Source organism: Streptomyces sp. NRRL F-5122, from assembly GCF_001507435.1.
Lineage (GTDB): Bacteria > Actinomycetota > Actinomycetes > Streptomycetales > Streptomycetaceae > Streptomyces > Streptomyces lannensis.
Genome location: NZ_LMWH01000116.1, coordinates 214359 through 229598, shown reverse-complemented (window position 1 = coordinate 229598; position 15240 = coordinate 214359). Strand labels below are relative to the sequence as shown.

Genomic DNA, 15240 nt, shown 5'->3' with positions numbered 1-15240 from the left:
TCCGTGTCAGGTGCCCGGCTTGCGGCCGTACACGAAGACGTCGTCGCCGGACTTGAGCAGCGACCAGTACTTCTTGGCGTCGGTCTTCGTCATGTTGACGCAGCCGTGCGACCCGGGCGGGTTCCACATGCTCAGGCCGACGGAGTGGAAGGCCTGGCCGCCGTCGAAGAACTGGCTGTAGGGCATGGCCACGTTGTACAGGCTCGACACGTGGTCGATGTCACGCCAGTAGATCTTCTTCAGACCGGTTCGGGTCTCGTAGCCGTTGCGGCCCGTGCGGACCGGGACCGGACCGTACACGAGCCGGCTGCCGTCCTGGATCCAGCTGAGCTGGAGCGTGAGGTTGACGCAGGCGATACGGCCCTTGTTGACCGGGCACTTTCCGTCCTTGTTGGGACGCTTGCCCACGGCCTTCTGCTTGTTCATCAGGTCCATCACCCCCCAGGTGACGGGTCCCGCGTAGCCGATGGTCGGGGTGATGCCGTGCTTCTTCTGGAAGGCCTGGATCGCCTTGCAGTCGGCGGCGGACTGCTTGCCGTCGACCGGCCGGCCGAGAAACTTCTCGACCTGCTTCTGGTACGGCCCCTTCTGAGTGGTGCAACTCGAAGCGTCGGCAGGCGCGGTGCCGAGTGCGAGCGTGAGCGGGGTCACCAACGCGGTGACCCCCAGTGCGACGGCACCCCGTCGGCGTATGTCCCCCATGGCGGCCTTCCATCCTCATCTGCGCGCCTGCGTGCGGCGCGTTCCAGCTTGCCTGCCAGATAGACAGGCAACGGGGCTCGCTGGTTGTAGGACGGGGGGCACTGCGACGAAACGGTGACATTCCGTCGACCACGGACGTTCCGCCGGAATCCGCCGGAGTCGGGTCGCCCGGCCCCTCGATCACGCGTCCGTGGCAGGGATGCAGACCACGACGTGCCCCCCCGGATCGTTGTCCTCGATGCGGATCCGCCCGTGGTGCGCAACGGCCAGGTCGTGCACGATGGCGAGTCCGAGGCCGCTGCCTCCGGTGTCCCGGGCGCGGGCCGAGTCCAGCCGCGTGAAGCGGCTGCGGTCGGCCGCCGGGATCCCGGGCCCCTCGTCGGCCGCGGCCAGGCACGCCTGACCGGACCGCGGGAGTTCCAGTCCGCCGAGGCCGGATGCCGGACCGCCACCTCGAGCTGGGTGTGCAGGCTGCTCAGCGGACTGGCAACTCGTGTGCGCGTCCGCGACGAACCCGCGCTGCTGACCTGCCGAGTCGTCCAGCCGGGCGAGCAGGTCGTTGAGGGTCCGGGCCAGCCGTCCCAGAGCGTCGTCGGCCGGTGGGACGTCCAGCCGGCGGCCCAGGTCGCCGGCGGTGATCTCCGCCGTCTGGGCGCGCAGGTCCCCCACGGGCCGCAGCGCCCGCCCGGGCAGCATCCAGACCCCCCCGGTGAGCAGGGCGACGGCCGGCGGCACGGAGCGGGCCAGCCCCCACCGTGAGCAGGGCCAGGTTGTGAGCCACTCTCGCGGTCGACACGGCCACGTACACCGTGCCCCCGCCCGACGCGAGACCCACAGCGCGCCAGCCGCCGTCCCCCTTCAGCGGCAGTCCGCGCACGCTGTGGGCCGCGGGCGTGCCGGAGGAGGTCGGGGCGAACGAGAACAGCGCGGGTTGGCCCGCCAGATTCGCCGAACCGGCCCGCACCCCGTCCCCGCGTCCCACGACCTGGACGGCGGTGTCACCGTTGCCGGTGGCCGGAACGATCAGGACAGGCTGCCGCGGTCGGCGTTCGCCTCGATGGCCTGGGCCTGCCGGAGCGGGGCCTGGTCGAGCCCGCTCAGAAGACTCATCCGCAGCCACACCGCGAGCAGACAGGCCGCGCCGACCAGCGCTCAGCCGGTAGCCCGGGCGGTGAGGGTGGTCTCACGGCCCGCCCGGTGGCAGCGGTGGCCCGCCGGGTCGAGGGCGAGATCACCGGCCGCGAGCACGGCGGGCCGGGCGGGCGCACCTCGGCACAGCAGCGCCGGCAGACGGGCGACCAGCACCCCACTGCTGGCCGGCGCGGCGAGCAGTGGGGTCGCCCTGGCGAGCACCCCGACGGCGGCGCCCACCACGGTCCAGACGGCCTGGGCCCACCACGGAGGCCATGGTGGCCACGGCCACCACGGTGGTCACGGCCACCGCGGCGGCCATCGCGGCCACGGCCGGTAGGACCGCACCGATTCCGGTGCCGGTTCGCGCCGTGACGCGCGAACCCGCACCGGCACGTCAGGCCGCCCGTCGCGACCGGCCCCGGTGGTCCCGCACGATGTCCGCGTACAGGTGCCCCGTGCCCTTGATCGTGCGGACCTGCGTGCGGTAGTCGACGTGGACGAGGCCGAAGCGCTTGTCGTAGCCGTATGCCCACTCGAAGTTGTCCAGCAGGGACCAGGCGAAGTAGCCGGCCAGCGGGGCACCCTTGCCGGCCGCCGACGCGCAGGCCGCGAGGTGCTGCACCAGGTAGTCCTGGCGCTCGGGGTCGTCCACGGTGCCGTCGGGGCGCACGACGTCGGGGAAGGAGGAGCCGTTCTCGGTGACGTACAGCCTGCGCGCGCCGTACTCCTCGGTGAGGCGCAGCAGCAGCGTCTCGATGCCGCTCGCGTCGATCTCCCAGTCCATGCCGGTGCGCGGCACACCGTCCAGGCGCAGCGAGCGGGCGTGCGGGACCGGCCCGTCCGGGTCGTCGGCGACGGTGGCCGGGAAGTAGTAGTTGAGCCCCAGCCAGTCCAGAGGTGCGGCGATCGTCTCCAGGTCGCCCGGGCGCTCGGGGAGCTCGACGCCGTAGACCTCGCGCATGTCCGCCGGGAATCCGCGGCCGTGGACCGGGTCGAGCCACCAGCGGTTGACATGGCCGTCCATCCGGCGCGCCGCGGCCCGGTCCTCCGGGCTGTCGGTGGCGGCGTGCACGGTGGAGAGGTTGTTGACGATGCCGATCGCCGCGTCCGGTACGGCGGCGCGGATGGCGGCGGCGGCCATGCCGTGGCCGAGGAGCAGGTGGTACGAGGCACGGACCGCGGCGGTCAGATCCGTCAGGCCCGGGGCCATCTTGCCCTCGAGGTGGCCGATCCAGGCCGAGCACAGCGGCTCGTTGAGCGTCGTCCAGTGGGTGACTCGGTCGCCGAGACGTTCCGCGACCGCCGCGGCGTAGGCGGCGAAGTGCTCGGCGGTGTCCCGCTCGGTCCAGCCGCCGCGGTCCTGGAGCACCTGAGGCAGGTCCCAGTGGTACAGGGTGACGGAGGGGGTGATGCCCGCCTCCAGCAGACCGTCGATCAACTCGTCGTAGAAGGCGAGGCCCTTGGCGTTCACCGGGCCGTCGCCGCCCGGGACCACCCGGGGCCAGGCCACGGACAGCCGGTAGGCGTTGGTGCCGAGCTGCTTCATCAACCCGACGTCCTCGCGCCAGCGGTGGTAGTGGTCGCAGGCGACGTCGCCGTTGTCGTCACCCGCGATCTTTCCAGGAGTGTGCGAGAACGTGTCCCAGATCGAAGGCGAACGGCCGTCCTCGGCGACGGCTCCCTCGATCTGGTACGCCGATGTGGCCGTGCCCCACAGGAAGTCGTGCGGGAGCGCGGCGAGGTCGATGCGTTCGGACACAGAAGCCCTTTCAGGAATAGGCGTGTCGGTCACTTCACGGCTCCGGCGGTGAGCCCGGTGACCAGGTAGCGCTGCAGCAGCAGGAAGCCCGCGACCACGGGGACGCTCACGACGAGCGAGGCGGCCATGATCTGGTTCCAGTAGACGTCGTTCAGCGTGGAGTAGCCCTGGAGCCCGACGGCGAGGGTGCGGGTGGTGTCGTTGGTCATCACCGAGGCGAAGAGCACCTCGCCCCAGGCGGTCATGAAGGCGTAGACGGCGACCGCGACGATGCCGGGGATCGCCGCCGGCACGACGATCCGGAAGAGGGCCCCGAGCGGCCCGCAGCCGTCCACCAGTGCCGCCTCGTCCAGATCACGCGGCACCGAGTCGAAGTACCCGATGAGCATCCAGATCGAGAAGGGCAGCGAGAAGGTGAGATACGTCAGGATCAGCCCGCCGCGGGAGCCGAACAGCGCGATTCCCGTTGCGTTGCCGATGTTGACGTAGAGCAGGAAGAGCGGGAGCAGGAAGAGGATGCCGGGGAACATCTGGGTGGACAGCACGGTGACCGTGAACACGCGCTTGCCGCGGAAGTTGTAGCGGCTGACCGCGTACGCGGAGAACACCGCGATGATGACCGAGCAGATCGTCGCGGCGCCCGCCACGATCAGCGAGTTCACGAAGTACCGGGCCAGCGGGACCGTCGACCAGATGTCGATGTAGGGGCGGAAGGTGAGGCCGCTCGGCAGCCACCGGAACTTCCCCGTGACGTCCGCCAGCGGCTTCAGCGAGCTGGAGATCATCACATAGACCGGCACCAGTACGAAGACCGTGAGCAGTGTGAGGAAGATCCCCCGGGACCACAGGAAGGACCGGGGCGGGGCCATCGGCGAACGCGGTGTCCGCGAGGTGAGCGGCGGCTGCGGCGCCCTGGTGGTGCTAGACATCGGCCGTCTTCCTTCCTCGGGAGGTGAGCAGCAGGTAGACGCCCGTCACGACGAGCAGGAACAGCAGCAGCAGGACGGACATGGCGGAGCCGGTGCCGAAGTTCCAGGTGACGAACGAGGCCTGGTAGATGTGGACCGAGATGAGGTCCGCGGCCTCCGGTGCGGCCTTGCCGAACAGGACGTACGGCGTGTTGAAGTCGTTGAACGTCCACAGGAACAGCACCAGGATCAGCACCTGGTTGACCGGGCGCAGTGACGGCAGGGTGATGCGGCGGATCTGCTGCAACATTCCGGCACCGTCGAGTGCGGCGGCCTCGTACAGCTCCTTGGGGATGTTCTGCAGGCCGGCCATGACGATGAGGAAGGCGAACGGCCAGCCCTTCCACACCGACACCACGAGCAGCGCGACGAAGCTGTTGTCGCCGATGAGCCAGAAGGAGGGCTTGTCGGTGAGGTGCAGTTGGTCGTGCAGGACGTGGTTCACCAGGCCGTTGTCGTGCTGGAACATGAACACCCAGGTGATGACGGCCGCGTACACGGGCAGCGCGTACGGGACCAGGAAGAGTGCGCGCAGCAGACCCCGGCCGCGGAAGGTGTCCTGCATGAAGACGGCGGCGGCGGTGCCGATCAGCCAGCACAGGCCCACCGAGAGCAGGGTGAAGCCGACGGTGACCAGGAACGAGTGGAGCAGCGCGTCGCCCACGGGGGCGTTGAAGTCCAGCGAGACCTTGTAGTTGTCGAAGCCGGACCAGGGCGCGGTGCCCCAGTCGCGGATGTAGAACTGCGTGAGCTCCTTGAAACTCATCACGATGCCGATCACCATCGGCACCAGGTGGACCAGGAGTTCGAGCAGCAGGGCGGGCAGGAGCAGCAGGTAGGGCAGTCCGATGCGGCGGATCCGCCCGGTGCGGCGCGGGCCTCGCGCCGCACCGGGGGAGTTCTTGCGCACCGTCCGCTCGCCGGTGTCGGCCGAGGCGGTCGTGGTGGTCATGTTGGTGCCCGTGCTCACTTCGTCGGCATCTGCTGCTGGGCCTTCTGGAGCTTGGCCTTCACCGACTCGGTGGTCACCGGCCGTCCGGCCGCGGCGTCGGCGAACAGCTCCTTGACGGCCGTACCGACCGCCGTCTCGAACTGGGACTCGTCGGCGACCTGCGGGAGCGCCGAGGCGCTCTTGGCGAGGGTGTCCTTCAGCACGGCGTTGGACGGCGAGGTGAACGCGGAGTCCTCCTGCGCGGCCTTGACCGGCGGGATGGAGCTGTAGGCCGTGTTGAGGACCTTCTGCTCCTCGTCACTGGTCATGAACTTCACGAACTTCGTGGCCCCGTCGAGGTTGTGACTGTTCTTGAAGACGGCCAGGTTGATGCCCGCGACCATCGAGTTGACCTGGTTGCCGGTACCGGGGGTGCCGGACTGCACGGGCACCGGGGCGATGCCGTACTTGTCCTCGCTCATGCCCTGCGACTTGAGGTTGGCGGCCGCGGACTGCCACAGCAGCATCGCCTGCTTGCCCTTGGCGAAGTCGCTCACGGACTGGTTCTGCGCGTACTCCGCGTTGCCCGTCGGGATGACCTTGTCCTTGGCCATCAGATCGACGTATTGCTTGACCGCCGCCACCACGCCGTCGCTGGTGAAGTCGGCCTTGCCGTCGGGGGTGAAGAAGTCGGCGCCGTGCTGCTTGCCGAAGACGAAGACGTGGTGGATGTTCTCCGACAGGTTCGAGCCCTCGGCGCCGAGCACCGACTTGCCCTTGGCGGAGATCTTCTTGCCGTCCGCGATCAGCTCGTCCCAGGTGACCGGCGGCTTGGCGATACCGGCATCGGCGAAGATCTGCTTGTTGTAGTAGAGCGCGTACGCCATCGAGTACAGCGGTACGGCGGCCGGGTCCTTGCCCTCGACTCCGGTCGAGCCGAGCGCCGAGTCGACGAAGCGGTCCTTGCCGCCGATCTTCTCGAAGTTCTTGGCGTCCCACGGCAACAGCGCGCCTGTGGCCTGCAGGGAGGCGCTCCAGGTGTTGCCGATGTTCAGCACGTCGGGGCCCTGACCTGAGGTGGTCGCGGTCAGGATCCGGTTCAGCAGGTCCGACCAGGGGACAACCTCCAGCTTGACCTTGATTCCAGTCTGCTTCTCGAACTTGTCGAGTTCGGGCTGGAGGACCTTCTTGTCGACCTCGATGCTGGCGCCCTGGTTGGAGGCCCAGTAGGTCAGTGTCTTGGGCGAGTCGTTCGACCCTCCGCCCGTAGACGAACCGCCTCCGCAGGCCGAGGCGGCAAGGGCGAGAGACATGGTGACGGCGCCGACGGCCGCGGCTCGGATGCTGCGCATGGCTCCTGGTGTCCCTTTCCGGGAGTCGTGTACGCCGAGGAAGGCTCCGGATGACACACGTTCGACTTCCGAAACCCTCACGGCTTAATTTAGGACGTGAGTTAAACCCCGCGCGAAACCCACGTCAAGGGATCCGGCAGGGGTTAATCGCCTGCGGGCCGCGACACGGGCGGCCCGGTGGGCGCGGTTCGACCTCCACAGGGCATGTGACCTGCGACGGAGGGAGGGACCCGGCGTACTGCAACGGTTGGGTCTCGACGGGCCGACGGACCGTGGTCCGAGCCGCCGCCGCGACTCGGCCGGGAGGGCCGCCCGGCGGGAACACGTCGGCAACCTCTGACGGAACTCCGACCGTCGCTCACGGTGCTGCTTTCAAGCTGCTGAGGCGACTCCCGGACGGAACGGTGAAGCCGGCCTCACACCGTTCACTTCATGAAGCCGCGCGCCCGCGGCTGACGTCGGCGTGCCCCGGCCGTCGTCGGGGCACGCTCCGTCAGCGCTCCAGGAAGTCGAAGAGCTCCTCCCAGCGACGGGTGATCACTTCGGGGGCGAAGCGCCGCACGTTCTGCCGCGCCTTCTCCCCCATCGTGTCGCGGAGACTCTCGTCGGACATCAACCGCACCAGATGACGTGCGAGTTCGGAGGTGTTGCCGTGCCGGGCCAGCAGCCCGTCCTCGCCGTCGGCGACGATCTCGCGCACCCCGGGAGAACAGTCGAACGCGGCACACGGCACCCCGCAGGCCATCGCCTCGAGCAGGACGAGCGGAAAGCCCTCGCCGCGCGAGGACTGCACGAACACCGACGACCGCGCGAGCACCGCGGTGACATCGTCGGTCCGCCCCGCCCACTCCACCGAGTCGTCGAGCCCGAGCTCCGTGCACTGCTGCCGCAGCACGCCCTCGTGTTCCCCCGAGCCGTAGATGCGCAGGATCCAGCCCGGCTGTCGCGGTGCGGCCTCGGCCCAGACGTCCAGCAGCAGGTCGATGCCCTTCGCATGGCTGAGCCGGCCGATGCTGGCCACCACCTTCTCGGTGCGCGGCGAGGGGGCGACGGGCGTCAGCGGCAGCGGGTTCGGCATGAAGCCGACGTTGTTGAGGCCCTCCGCCACCCAGCGGTCGGCGTCCTCCTGGGTGAGGACCAGCAGCCGGTCCACGTCCTTGTAGTGACTGCGCACACGCGCGAAGCGCGAGGAGCGCCTGGAGGCTTCGAAGGATTCGTGGCTCATACCGATCACCGGATGCCCGGCGGTGTCCGCGAACGCCACCCACTCCATCGCCCAGACCTGCGTCACGACGATCACCGCCCCGGAGGCCGCGGCCCGGAACAGCTGGGACATGCGTTCGGCGGCGGCGCGCATGTCCGCCTCCTGGCGCCGGACGGCCGGATCGATGCCGCCGAGCGGGAAGCGGGGCCTGCGCCGGCCCGGGGGCCGGCGGTCGTACAGGGTGAGCGTCTCGAACGGCGGATCCTCGCCGAGGTCCATCGCCACCTCGGGCGGGGCGATGCCGATGATCCGGACCCGATGGCCGCGCTCCGCGAGCAGCCGGGCCATCTGGGCCTGCCAGCGGCCCACGCCGCCGAGCTCGTTGACCTCGTTGGCGACGAAGAAGATCTCACGCTGCGTCATCGGGCCTCTCCCGCAGGGCCGAAGAAACGGTCCACGATGCGAGCCGCCGCGTCCCCGCGATCGTACTCGCCGTACTTGTCCACGAACTCCTTGAGCTGCGCCTCGTACTGGGTGACCACCGCGGGCAGGTCCGACACCGCGGCGAACAGTTCGTCCTCGGTACGCGCCACCGGGCCTGGGGCCTCCTGAAGGAGGTCGAAGTACGTGCCGCGCATGTCCTCGGAGTACTCCTCCCAGTCGTAGGCGTAGAACACGAGCGGCCGGCGCAGCAGCGCGTAGTCGAACATCACGGAGGAGTAATCGGTGATCAGGGCGTCGGCGAGCAGCAGGAGCGGGGTGATGTCCGGTTCACCGGTCACATCGATCACCCGGTCCGCCACCGACGGCGGCAGAGCTACCCGGTTCAGGTAGTGGGAACGCACCAGCAGGGTGTACCGGTCACCGAAGCGCTCGGCGAACCGTTCCACGTCGAAGGGGAATTCGAAGGCTCTGACCGCGCCGTCGGGGCGGGCGCGGAACGTCGGCGCGTACAGCACCGCACGGCGGTCCGGGCGGACACCGAGGCGTTCGGCGAGCCGGCGCAGTTCCGCGTCCGGCGCGCGATGGTCACGGGCCGCCCGCACAAGAACGTCGTTGCGGGGATACCCGGTGCGCAGCAGCTTCTCCTCGGGGAGGCGGTAGGCCCGGCCCAGGGTGCGGACATCGTGCTCGCTGCGGACCACGAAGTGGTCGAAGCGGTCCAGCGCCTCTTGGTAGGAACGCTGTTCCTGCTCCGACATCACGCGGTGGGTGGGCTCGTCGAACCCCATCCGTTTCAGGGCCGAACCGTGCCACGTCTGGATGTACGTGGTCTCCGGGCGTTTGGCCAACCGCAGCGGGAAGCCCTGGTTGTCGATCCAGAACTCGGCCTGCGCCAGCGCCCTCAGGTAGCGCCAGGACCACCGGCGGACGAGTTCGGCGTCCTCGGGGAACCCCTCGGGCCTCGCGCCCGAGTAGGACCAGATGGCGGTGACGGGCAGCCGGCGACGGCGCAGTTCCTCGTGGATGGCCCGCGGACTGTCGCTGTACTGCCGGCCCAGGTGGCTCTCGAAGACGACGGTACCCTTGCGGACCGGGAGCAGCCGGAGCATGCGGTGGTACACCTGGACCTTGCGCGCGCCCGAGGCCAGGTCCCTTCTGACGGCCCGGAGCATGCGGTAGGAGCCCTTGATCGTCCTCGCCGCCGGGCCGTGCAGGTTCCGGTCCACGACGGCCCGGCCGTGCCGGGCCGCGGTGCCCTGCTGGGTGAGCCGGAAGGCGAGATGCCCCTTGGCGGAGACCTGGGGTTCGAGCCGGTCGGCCACGAGCCGGCTGAGCCGGGGCTGCACGGGCACGGACGCGGCGTTCTCCAGATCGACGCGACCGGCGGTGAGCCGGGTGGTCGTCCTCTTCCCGTCGGCCGTCAGATGCATCCGCACGTCCCACACCTCGTCGACGACGCCGAGCGGCCGGAACCGCGCCGACAGGGGGACAACGGCCTGCCACGTGATCCTGCCGCCCTCATGACGCACCGTCCGCACCGGGAACCGGAACATCTGCAGGCTGCGGCGGCGGGCCCGGAACTCCAACTCGGCGGTGAGGTCCGCGTCGGCGGCGACCGTGTGCAGTGGATTGACCATCGCGCCCTCGAGCACCACCAGATCCCCGCGCACGGCGTAACCGGTGAGCAGGTTGCGCAGGAACATCCCCTCCAGCGGCTTGCCGTGGTGGCCGAGGCCCGTGACGTCCATGACCGCCCGCGCCTTCGGGTCGTCCAGGTACTGGTCGCACCAGTAGACACGGCCCTCGCGCTGGACGAGCGGAGCGGAGATCTTGTTCCGGTTGATCAGCGTGTCCACGGCCGGCATCAGGTTGTCCCAGTCCTCCCGCATCAGCAGGTGGGCACAGATCGCGTGCACCCGGTCCAGCTCGGCGTACGCCTCCTCAGGGAAGTCCTGGACGTAGCCACGGGCCAGCTCAGCGAAGCGGTGCCGGTAGTCGTCGTCGAGGAAGGGCAGTTCGCGCAGGTAGAGGACGAGGTCGTGCTTGAGGAACTTGATGTCCTTGTGCAGCTTGAGCCCGTCGAGTCCGCGCCGGTCCAGCACGGCGTCGATCCGGCGGTGGATCTCCAGCCGGTCCGTGAAGTTGTTGATCTCGTGACGCCGGTTGCTGATCGACTTGGTGGTGGACTTCTCTACCACGTGCCAGAAGTAGACGGTGTTGGGGATCAGCGTGATCCGTCCGGCCGCCAGATAGGCCTGTGCCGAGAACAGCAGGTCCTCGTAGTGGATGCCCCGCGGGAAGGTGAGCTCGTTCTCGACGAGGAACTCGCGCCGGTAGCACTTGTTGGTCGACAGGGTGTCGAAGACGAACAGGTCCGGCAGCTCGGCGATGGACTCGACGGTCCGTGTGGACCGGTACAGCCACGGGTACCAGGGGACCCTCTTGTCGTGCCTGCTGTCGGTGTGCACCCGGACGCACAGTCCGGAGACCAGATCCGCACCGGTGCGGTCGCCCGCTTCGAGCATGTTGCGGCAGGCATTGGGTTCGAGGCTGTCGTCGCTGTCCAGGAACATCACATAGCGCCCGCGCGCCACGGCCAAGCCCTGGTTGCGGGGCTCTCCGCAGCCGCCGCTGTTCTCCGCCAGCCGGATCGCGCGCACGCGACCGGGGTGACCGAGGGCAAGTTGCTGCGCGACACCGTAGGAGCCGTCGGTCGAGCAGTCGTCGACGACGATCACTTCGACGTTGCGCAGTGTCTGGTCGAGTACGGAGCGCACTGCTGCCGGGAGGCGCCGGGCATCGTTGTACACGATGACGACGACGCTGATGTCCGGCACCGCGGCGCCTGCCTCGGGGGTATCGATCGACACGGCCACCTCTCGTCTCGGATTCGGCTCTCCGGACGGCGGACCTGTCCCCGCCGCGGATCGGCGGCGTTCCGCGAGGGCATCCCGCGGACAGGGTGCGTCCGGGTTCGGCACGGGCCGGCGGCCCCGCACCCTGCAGGGTCGCCGTGTTGCGACTCACCGCGGCCAGGGCGGTGCCCCACCTCCTCTCTTCCACGCTACGTGAGGACGCGGCCACGGAGATCCCGCGGCGCCGGTGTGCCGGGCATCAGCGGGCCCGGTGTTCGCAGGTGCAGCGCGCCGTGGCGACCGCCTTGCGCGACGGAGCCCCCGAGCCCCGTGGGGCCGCTCCGTGCGCCAAGGCGGCGGCCACCGCGGTCTCCCGTGCCGCCTCGCGCAGCGACGGCGGGACCGCCCGGCCCCGGAGACCGGCGGCCCCGTCCGGGGCCGGCCGACCGACGGCACACACGGCGACCACCGTCATACGGTCGGTCACACCGAAGGCCCGGTGGGCGCGGGCGACCGTCCCGTCCGTGCTCCCGGCGACGGGCGGCAGCCCTTCCGGGCCGGGCATCCCGCGCTCCCGCCGGGCCAGGGACGTGCCCTGGTCCGGCGGCGGATCGGCGAGGAGCGCGGCACCGCGAACGGCGCGCTGTCCGGTGAGCTGGGTCATCGTGCGGTCCTGAAGGGAGGGGGACTGCATTGTCTTCCCCGTGCCCCGCTCGTGTACCTCCCGCACGGCCGAGCGGACCAAGCCCTTCACCTGATCGTCGGACCGGGTCGGTGGCTGTCGGTGCCGTACGCCCGCGCGGCCACCGGTTTCCCTAGGGCCTGGAGCCGCTCTCCGCGACGGCCCGCAGAGCCTGGTGGAACCCGGTGTTCACCGCGAGCAGACCGCCGTCGACGTGCAGCGCCGTTCCCGTGATCCACGCGGCGTCCCGCGAGGCGAGGAACGCGACGGCGGCCGCGATGTCCTCCGGCTCCCCGATCCGGCCCAGCGGGTAGAGCCGGCTCACCGCGTCCAGTTCCGCGTCACGGCCTTCCCACCCGGTGGTGCGGACCGTACCGGGCACCACGAGGTTGACCCGGACGCCGCGGGGGGCCGCGTGTCCGGCGAGAGTGCGGGTGAGGGACGCGAGGCCCGCCTTCGCGGCGCTGTAGGCGTGGTTGCCGAAGTCCTGGGCGCCGTTGACCGAGCCGATGTTGACGATGGCTCCGCGCCCCGAGGCGACGAGATGTGGCAGCGCCGCGCGGCTGCAGCGGTACGCGCCGGTCAGGGTCCGGTCGATGTCGCGCGCCCACACCTCGTCGGACTCGTCCTCGAAGAGCGCGGCGTCGGGGGTACAGCCGTAGGCGTTGTTGACCAGGACGTCCAGCGTGCCGAAGACCTCGACGGCATGGGCGACCGCCGCCTCCACGTCGGCCCGGTCCGTGACGTCGCACCGGAACGCCTCGGCCCGCGCGCCCTGCTCGCGCAGCACCCCCGCGGTCTTCTCGCCCTCCGCGGCGTCCACGTCGGCGACGAGCACGGCGGCGCCCTCCTGAGCGAGGCGCCGTGCGGTCGCGGCGCCGATGCCGCGCGCCGCGCCGGTGATCAGGATGCCGTACCCCTCGAACCGCCCCACGTGATCCATGTCGCAGACGCTACAGCGCCGACGGGCGGAGAGCGCCGGTCAGGACGGGGTCGCCGTCGGGGACGCGGGCACCCCCAGGAACTCCTCCCAGCCGCCGGTCGGCGATTGTCCCGGATTGAGGGTCCGCAACTTCCCGAGGACGGCGGGGTCCTGCGCCTCCAGCCACTGCACCAGCTGCCGGAAGGACATGAAGCGCACGTCGTCGTACTGTGCCATCCGCCCGATGGCCTCCTCCACGGCATCCATGTAGATACCGCCGTTCCAGCGCTCGAAGTGGTTGCCGATGAAGAAGGGCGCACGGTTGGTGTCGTGTGCGCGCCGGAACCCGGCCAGATATGTGTCGCGGGCCTGGACGCGCCAGGCGTCGTACTGCGCGCTGTCGCCCAGAGGGTTACCGGCGGACTGGTTGGCCATCATGTTGTAGTCCATCGACAGGACCTGGAAGGAGTGGCCGGAGAACGGTATGGACTGCAGGGGGAAGTCCCAGATCCGCCCGCCCTGCACCTTCCCGGGCCAGATCTGCAGGCCGCCGGGCGAGCTGGCGTCGTACTTCCAGCCGAGCGCCGCCGCGGTGGGCAGCAGGTTGCCCTGGCCCTCCAGACACGGGGTGCGACCGCCGATCAGCTCCTTGCGGTAATCGAAGGGCAGCGGGTCGAGGTCCGTGAAGCCGGTGTTGGTCTTCCACTCGGTGACGAAGCTCATCGCCTGGTCGATCTCGCTCCTCCACTCGGCCGGCGACCAGTTGCGCACCCCGTCGGCACCGCAGAAGTGACCGTTGAAGTGGGTGCCGATCTCGTGCCCCTCCAGCCAGGCCGCGCGCACCTGCTGGAGCGTGGCGTGGATGTGCCGGTCCGCGAGGTAGCCGATCGCGGAGGCGCCGACCGGGTGCCGCGGCGGACGGTAGAGGTCCTTCTTGGACTCGGGCAGCGTGTAGATGCCGCTGAGGAAGAAGGTCATCGAGGCCCCGTGGTCGGACGCGACCTTGCGGAAGCGGGAGAAGAGCTGGTTGCTGAGTTCGCCGGCGCCGTCCCAGGAGAACACCACGAACTGCGGGGGCCGCTGACCGGGCTTCAGCCGTTCCACCGTGGGCTGGTGCGGCTGCGCGCCCGTGTCGGCGGTGGAGCCGTCGCCGATCGGTTTCAGCGGCCGGGCCTCGACGGTGCCCTTGCCGCCGGCGGAGCCCTCGCCGCCCTCGGTGCTCCCCCCGCCGACCGACCAGCCGCCGGGAGCACAGGCGGACAGTGCGCCCAGGGCGCCCGCCGTCGCCCCGGCGGTCAGCAGACGCCTGCGTGTGATGCCGTTCATCGTCGTCCCCGTTTCCTCGTCGCGCGGCTCCCGGAAGGAGCCCTCTGCGGTGTGGGTCGACGGGTTCGATGAGCGGGGAGCGGCGGAAAGATCGCAAAGCCGGGGACGTGTTGCCGTCCTGTGACAACCGCTGCGGTTCCATGACGAACCCCGCTGCCGGCGAGCGGACAGCGGGGTCGGGGGAAGAGGGGTCAGGCGCCGGTCCCGGCGCTGAAGACGGTCAGGGACACCGTGGAGGAGTTGCCCGAGACGGGGACCGGACCGCCGGACCACTTGACCTTCAGGGAGTCCTTCTCGTCGGGCGGGGTGATCAGGATCGCCGCGGGCGTGGCCTTGTCGGCCTCGCTGATCTCGGGGTTGGAGAAGGTCAGTCCGGCCCAGGCGCTCTTGCCCGGCGCCAGCGTGATCTTCGTGGGGCTCCCGGTGCTGCGCTTGGGATCCGGACCCAGCTGCTTGCCGGAGGCGTCCACGAAGGCGGCACCCGGGTAGCCGTCGACGGTGCATGTGCGCCCGGAGTTGTTGGTGAGGACGAGCGGGAAGTTCTCCTGGCCGGCACCCGGGTTGTTGCGGCCCACCGTGGCGCGCAGCTCGGACGTATGGCAGCGGCTGCCGGCGGCCCCGCCCTTGTCGCTCGACGCGGAGGCCGCCGTGTCGGGGCTGTCCGATGCCGTGGTCGTGGGCTCGGTGCCGGCCGTGCTCGTCGCGCTGCCGTCGGCGCTCGTGCGGTCGCCGGTGGCGGGCTGTGCCGCCCCGGGCAGCTTCTCCGGGGCGCTGCTCGTGGCATGGTTGTCGCCGCAGGCGGTGAGCAGGCCCAGGGCGGCGAGTGCGCCCAGCGCGGACACCGCACGCCGTGCCGTCAGGAAGGGGGCCGTGCCGTCGGAAGCCTGGTCCGCCGTGGCGCGTCGGAAGGTCACCATGTCTGTCGCTCCTCGAAACTCACCGCACACGCCGGGCGCGTGGG

At 70.3% G+C, this 15240-nt stretch carries 13 protein-coding genes; all 13 read right to left on the bottom strand.

Annotated features, from left to right (window positions below):
* Positions 1-6: 6 nt before the first annotated feature.
* Positions 7-702 carry a L,D-transpeptidase family protein gene (locus tag ADL25_RS14085; RefSeq protein ID WP_059128043.1) on the bottom strand — a complete coding sequence of 232 codons (696 nt, stop codon included), beginning with the start codon at positions 700-702 and terminating at the stop codon, positions 7-9.
* A 180-nt stretch (positions 703-882) separates the two neighbouring features.
* On the bottom strand, positions 883-1437 hold the full coding sequence (locus ADL25_RS51845) for an ATP-binding protein (RefSeq protein WP_059128042.1): 555 nt from the start codon (positions 1435-1437) through the stop codon (positions 883-885).
* A 417-nt stretch (positions 1438-1854) separates the two neighbouring features.
* The gene (locus tag ADL25_RS52170) at positions 1855-2076 is read right to left on the bottom strand and encodes a hypothetical protein (RefSeq protein ID WP_220378176.1); all 222 of its coding nucleotides are present in this window, start codon (positions 2074-2076) and stop codon (positions 1855-1857) included.
* A gap of 154 nt (positions 2077-2230) precedes the next feature.
* Positions 2231-3595, bottom strand: coding sequence for a GH1 family beta-glucosidase (locus ADL25_RS14070; RefSeq protein WP_107116593.1), 1365 nt, complete (start codon positions 3593-3595; stop codon positions 2231-2233).
* Positions 3596-3624: 29 nt separating this feature from the next.
* Positions 3625-4524, bottom strand: coding sequence for a carbohydrate ABC transporter permease (locus ADL25_RS14065; protein WP_079050331.1), 900 nt, complete (start codon positions 4522-4524; stop codon positions 3625-3627).
* Complete coding sequence (locus ADL25_RS14060) at positions 4517-5515, bottom strand: carbohydrate ABC transporter permease (RefSeq protein ID WP_059128194.1); 999 nt, start codon at positions 5513-5515, stop codon at positions 4517-4519. The genes ADL25_RS14065 and ADL25_RS14060 overlap by 8 nt, the downstream gene beginning before the upstream one ends.
* Positions 5516-5529: 14 nt before the next feature.
* Positions 5530-6846, bottom strand: a complete 1317-nt coding sequence (locus ADL25_RS14055) for an ABC transporter substrate-binding protein (protein ID WP_059128038.1) — start codon at positions 6844-6846, stop codon at positions 5530-5532.
* A gap of 493 nt (positions 6847-7339) precedes the next feature.
* Positions 7340-8473, bottom strand: a complete 1134-nt coding sequence (locus ADL25_RS14050) for a glycosyltransferase family 4 protein (protein WP_059128037.1) — start codon at positions 8471-8473, stop codon at positions 7340-7342.
* Positions 8470-11370, bottom strand: coding sequence for a bifunctional glycosyltransferase/CDP-glycerol:glycerophosphate glycerophosphotransferase (locus tag ADL25_RS14045; RefSeq protein WP_079050330.1), 2901 nt, complete (start codon positions 11368-11370; stop codon positions 8470-8472). Before ADL25_RS14045 ends, ADL25_RS14050 begins: the two co-directional genes overlap by 4 nt.
* Positions 11371-11608: 238 nt before the next feature.
* Positions 11609-12013, bottom strand: a complete 405-nt coding sequence (locus ADL25_RS14040; protein ID WP_147318057.1) for a hypothetical protein — start codon at positions 12011-12013, stop codon at positions 11609-11611.
* Positions 12014-12164: 151 nt separating this feature from the next.
* On the bottom strand, positions 12165-12974 hold the full coding sequence (locus ADL25_RS14035) for an SDR family NAD(P)-dependent oxidoreductase (protein WP_059128035.1): 810 nt from the start codon (positions 12972-12974) through the stop codon (positions 12165-12167).
* A 39-nt stretch (positions 12975-13013) separates the two neighbouring features.
* Complete coding sequence (locus ADL25_RS14030) at positions 13014-14279, bottom strand: hypothetical protein (RefSeq protein ID WP_059128034.1); 1266 nt, start codon at positions 14277-14279, stop codon at positions 13014-13016.
* Positions 14280-14470: 191 nt separating this feature from the next.
* The gene (locus tag ADL25_RS14025) at positions 14471-15196 is read right to left on the bottom strand and encodes a DUF4232 domain-containing protein (protein ID WP_059128033.1); all 726 of its coding nucleotides are present in this window, start codon (positions 15194-15196) and stop codon (positions 14471-14473) included.
* Positions 15197-15240: the final 44 nt, after the last annotated feature.

Excerpts from the sequence above, each read along its gene's own strand:
- ADL25_RS14085 (WP_059128043.1), bottom strand. The coding sequence starts at position 702 with ATGGGGGACATACGCCGACGGGGTGCCGTCGCACTGGGGGTCACCGCG.
- ADL25_RS14065 (WP_079050331.1), bottom strand. The coding sequence starts at position 4,524 with ATGTCTAGCACCACCAGGGCGCCGCAGCCGCCGCTCACCTCGCGGACA.
- ADL25_RS14060 (WP_059128194.1), bottom strand. The coding sequence starts at position 5,515 with ATGACCACCACGACCGCCTCGGCCGACACCGGCGAGCGGACGGTGCGC.
- ADL25_RS14055 (WP_059128038.1), bottom strand. The coding sequence starts at position 6,846 with ATGCGCAGCATCCGAGCCGCGGCCGTCGGCGCCGTCACCATGTCTCTC.
- ADL25_RS14050 (WP_059128037.1), bottom strand. The coding sequence starts at position 8,473 with ATGACGCAGCGTGAGATCTTCTTCGTCGCCAACGAGGTCAACGAGCTC.
- ADL25_RS14040 (WP_147318057.1), bottom strand. The coding sequence starts at position 12,013 with ATGACCCAGCTCACCGGACAGCGCGCCGTTCGCGGTGCCGCGCTCCTC.
- ADL25_RS14035 (WP_059128035.1), bottom strand. The coding sequence starts at position 12,974 with ATGGATCACGTGGGGCGGTTCGAGGGGTACGGCATCCTGATCACCGGC.
- ADL25_RS14030 (WP_059128034.1), bottom strand. The coding sequence starts at position 14,279 with ATGAACGGCATCACACGCAGGCGTCTGCTGACCGCCGGGGCGACGGCG.
- ADL25_RS14025 (WP_059128033.1), bottom strand. The coding sequence starts at position 15,196 with ATGGTGACCTTCCGACGCGCCACGGCGGACCAGGCTTCCGACGGCACG.